The sequence below is a fragment of the Francisella sp. SYW-9 genome (assembly GCF_008711465.1).
Classification (GTDB): Bacteria; Pseudomonadota; Gammaproteobacteria; order Francisellales; family Francisellaceae; genus Francisella.
The window spans coordinates 1-5,123 of the sequence record NZ_VXKQ01000020.1 but is presented as its reverse complement, the minus strand read 5'-3'; the positions used below and the strand labels follow the sequence as shown (position 1 = coordinate 5,123).

The window sequence follows — 5,123 nt, the reverse complement described above, 5'->3', positions numbered from 1 at the left end:
TATAAAGTATCTAAATTTGATTTAGAATGTTTTATAGATGGCAGTCAAAGTAATTTGGTAGGATCGGTTAATTATGCCACATCACTTTATAAAAAAGATACTATAGATAGATTAGTTGAGTCATATAAGAAGATATTAAGTCAGTTAGTAAGTGATAAAGAAACAAAGATAAAGGATTATAGTCTTTTAAGTAAAGAAGAGTATCAGACAATAGTCTATGATTGGAACCAAACAGATAGAGATTATCCTAAAGACAAAACTATATATCAACTGTTTGAAGAGCAAGTTAAACAAAATCCTAATAATGTAGCATTAGTATGTGAAGGTAAGCAATTAACTTATAAAGAGTTAAATGAAAGATCAAATCAATTAGCTAGATATATAAGAAAGCAGTATAAAGAAATAACAGATCAAGAACTTAAGCCAGATACATTAATACCATTATTTTTAGAAAGAAGTATAGATATGGTTGTAGGCATCTTAGCTGTAATGAAAGCAGGTGGAGCATATGTACCGATGGATCCTGACTATCCGCAAGATAGGTTTAGACATATACTTGAAGATACACAGGCTAAGTTAGTTATCACGCAGAGTCATTTAGAAAATAAGCTTGATTATATAGCTAGTGATATTAGTATATTGATTGATTCAGACCAAGATGAAAGTTATGTATATGCTCAAGAGGATAAAGGAAATTTATCGCCACAAAGTAGTTCAACAGATTTGGCATATGTTATTTATACGTCAGGTACTACTGGATTACCTAAAGGAGCTGTTATTACTCATAGACTATTAGTTAATAGACTATTATGGCAAAGAGATCAGTATAGTTTTGATAGTAATGATAGAGTTTTACAAAAGACACCATATATATTTGATGTATCAGTATGGGAATTATTATTGCCATTAATATCATCTAGCCAGTTACATATAGCTAAACCAGAAGGACATAAGGACCCAGAGTACTTATATAATTTAATAGAGAGTAATGAAATAACTAAGTTACACTTTGTTCCGAGTATGCTATCTGCATTTTTATCATATGCTAATACTCAAGATATATCTGATGTTAGTATTACAGATGTATTTACTAGTGGGGAAGCTTTATCTAGTAGTGTAGCAAGAGAGTTTAAGGAGTTATTCAAAGAAGTTAAATTAAATAATTTATATGGCCCTACAGAAGTAGCTATAGATGTTACATCATTTAATGATATCCAATTAGATGATAATACGATACTAATAGGTAAGCCAATTAGCAATATAAGAACTTATATCTTAGACCGACACCAACAACCAGTTCCTATAGGGGTAGTAGGTGAATTATATTTAGGTTCTATAGATTTGGATAGAGGCTATTTGAGTAGACCTGAATTAACAGCAGAGAGATTTATATCTAATCCATTTGCTACAGATGAAGATATAGCTAAAGGATATACAAGGTTGTATAAGACAGGTGATTTAGTTAGGTGGTTGGCAGATGGCAATATTGAATATATAGGTCGAAATGATGATCAGGTTAAGATACGAGGCTATCGTATTGAATTAGGGGAGATTGAGAATCAATTATCATCTATAACTGGTATTAAGCAATCCTGTGTATTATCTAAGGATAGGAACAATAATAAGTACTTAGTTGGTTATTATGTATCAGATGTAGAGTCATTAACCCAAGAAGAGATCTTTAATCAATTATCTAAGGTATTACCAGAGTATATGGTGCCAAGTGTATTGGTTGAGATTGACTCAATGCCGTTAACAGTAAATGGTAAGTTAGATCGTAAGTCATTACCGGATCCTGAATTTGTTAATGAAGATAGTTATGTAGCACCGAGCAATGAACTTGAAGAGAGGTTATGTAATATATTTGCAGAGGTACTTGGATTAGAGAGAGTAGGAATTACAGATGATTTCTTTAGGATAGGTGGAGATTCAATAGTAAGTATTCGTCTAGTAGGTAAGTTAAGAAAATCAGGATTTAATATATCAGTAGCAGATGTATTTAATTATAGAACGGTACAGAAGTTATTAAATAATGTAAACCATTCAAAAGATATTTTAGATAAAAAATATATACCTTTTTCTTTAGTGACAGAAAGACAACGAAATGAAGTAGTAAGTAGATTAAATATTTTAGAGAGTGAAATAGAGGATATATACCCAGCTAGTTATTTGCAGTCAGGGATGTTAATTGAATCTGTAATAGACACAACAGGGATGTATCATGACGTGTTTAGTTATAGGATAAATAAAAAGTTTAATAAGGAACAATTTATTGATATATGGAAGAAGCTTTCTCTAAAACATGATCAGTTGAGAGCGTCATTTATTGAATTAGATGAAGGATACTATAATGTTATTCATAGAATAGTATGTATAGAAGATAAAGTAATATTAAAGGATTCCTCAATATCTATTGAAGAGATAGTAAGTAAAGAAAAAGATATTATTTTACCTTTAGATGAGGCAGGTTTATATAGACTTATAATTTCTGAAAGAGAAGATTCCTTTGTATTAATATATTCATTTCATCATGCAATTACTGATGGCTGGAGTGTGGCATCGTTAATATCAGAATTTGTCGACATATATGTTAAAGAAGAAGATATAAAACAAGAGTTAATACCTAGCTATGGTAAGTTTATAAGAAATGAATTAGCAGTTATAAATAATCAAGAATATAGAGACTTTTGGCTTAATTATTTAGAAAATTATAATTATGTAAATAATAATTTAATATTAGAAAGGGATTCTATATCACAAGAGGATCAAATAGTAATTGATAAACTAATTGACTCTAATACGTCGGCTAAATTACTTGAACTATCTAAAGCATTATCTATATCAATTGATAATATTTTCTTATCTATGTACTACTTAGTTTTGTCTAAGCTATTAAATAAAGAAAACTTAGTAGTGGGTCGAATAGCTAACAATAGATTACAAGAGGAAAATGGTGATAAGTTATTTGGTTTACATTTAAATACTATTCCTTTTAGAGGTAGCATCAATGAAAATGATACATTAAAAGATTTAATTTTAGGTACCCAAGACAATAAGCATTATACGGAAAGGTATAAGCTTTATCCATATGGGAAATTAAAATCAGATTTGAATATCCAAGAAGATTTATGTCAATTTGCATTTAACTATATTCACTTTCATATAGCGGAGGATGATTATGCGAATAATAGTATTGACTCAGAATATTCACATGAAAAATCAAATATTCCTTTTTTTGTTCATGTAATAAGATATCTAAATAATTTTCAGATCGTTCTAAAGGGATCTAATAACTTTATTGATAGAAGTACAGCAGAGAGATATATTAAATATTTGAGACGGGCCTTAAATTTATTGGTTAATGATATAAATGTAAAGATAAAAGACTATTCACTTTTATCAAAAGAAGAATATCAGACAATAGTATATAACTGGAACGAAACAGACAAGGACTATCCTAAGGATAAGACGATCTATGAATTGTTTGAGGAACAAGTTAAACAGAATCCTAATAGTGTAGCATTAGTATTTGAGGATCAGGAGTTAACTTATAAAGAGCTAAACTATAAATCGAATCAATTAGCTAGGTATATAAGGAAGCAATATAAGGAAATAACTAACCAAGAACTTAAACCAGATATATTAATACCATTATGCTTAGAGAGAAGTTTGGATATGGTGATAGGTATACTTGCGGTAATGAAAGCAGGAGGTGCATATGTACCTATGGATCCTGAATATCCAGAAGAGAGGTTCAGACATATACTTAAAGATACACAGGCTAAGTTAGTTATCACGCAGAGTCATTTGGAGAATAAGCTTTATTATATAGTTAGTGATGTTAATTTGATATCGATAGATCCAACAGAAGAACAACGCTATGTATATGAGCAAGAGGATAAGGAAGATCTACCTCCACAAAGTAGCTCAACAGATTTAGCTTATGTTATATATACATCAGGAACTACTGGATTACCTAAGGGTGTAATGGTTGGATATAATAGTTTAGTTATAAGAATTTTACATATGATTAAGTTTAGTAATATTCTAAAAGATGATATTTATCTATTTAAGACTAATTACATATTTGACGTATCAATATCAGACATACTAACACATCTATTAGTTGGAGCAAAAATATTAATTACAAAAGATGCTTTTAATGAAAGTGAGCTAATGTATCTTATTAATAATAAGAAACCAACTAGTATACATTGTGTGCCTTCTCAATATGAAATACTATATCAATATTTTGATAATAATTCTTCTATAAGGAAGGTTTATTTCAGTGGGGAATCTATAAATACTAATATTATAGAATCTATATCAAATAATATAAGAGGATATAATTATTATGGTCCCTCTGAAACAGGGGAAATTACGTCAAGTTTAATCAATATGGAAAATCCATTATCAATAGGTTCAGTATTTCCTAATTCACAAGCATATATATTAGATCAACATCAACAAGCAGTACCAGTTGGGGTTGTTGGAGAATTATATATAGGAGGAGCAGGTTTAGCTAGAGGTTATTTGAATCGTCCTGAATTGACAGCTGAGAGATTTGTATCTAATCCATTTGCTACAGAGGGTGATATAGCTAAGGGTTATACAAGATTGTATAAGACAGGTGATTTAGTTAGATGGTTGGAAGATGGCAATATTGAATATATAGGTCGAGATGATGATCAGGTTAAGATACGTGGGTATCGTATTGAATTAGGAGAGATTGAGAATCAATTATCTGCTATAGCTGGTATTAAGCAATCATGTGTATTAGCTAAGGAAAGAAATAATAATAAGTACTTAGTTGGTTACTATGTATCGGATGTAGAGTCATTAACCCAAGAAGAGATAGTTAATCAATTATCTAAAGTATTACCAGAGTATATGATGCCTAGTGTATTAGTTAAGATTGAATCAATGCCATTAACAGTAAATGGTAAGTTAGATCGTAAGTCATTACCGGATCCTGAATTTGTTAATGAAGATAGTTATGTAGCACCTACTACGGAACTTGAAGAGAAATTATGTAGTATATTTGCAGAAGTACTTGGATTAGAAAAAGTTGGTATTACAGATGATTTCTTTAGGATAGGTGGAGATTCTCTATTGGCTGTTAA

At 30.0% G+C, this 5,123-nt stretch carries 1 protein-coding gene; it reads left to right on the top strand.

Annotated elements, in window-relative coordinates:
* On the top strand, positions 1 to 5,123 hold a 5,123-nt coding region (locus F3D62_RS09360; RefSeq protein WP_150467988.1), incomplete at both ends, for a non-ribosomal peptide synthetase.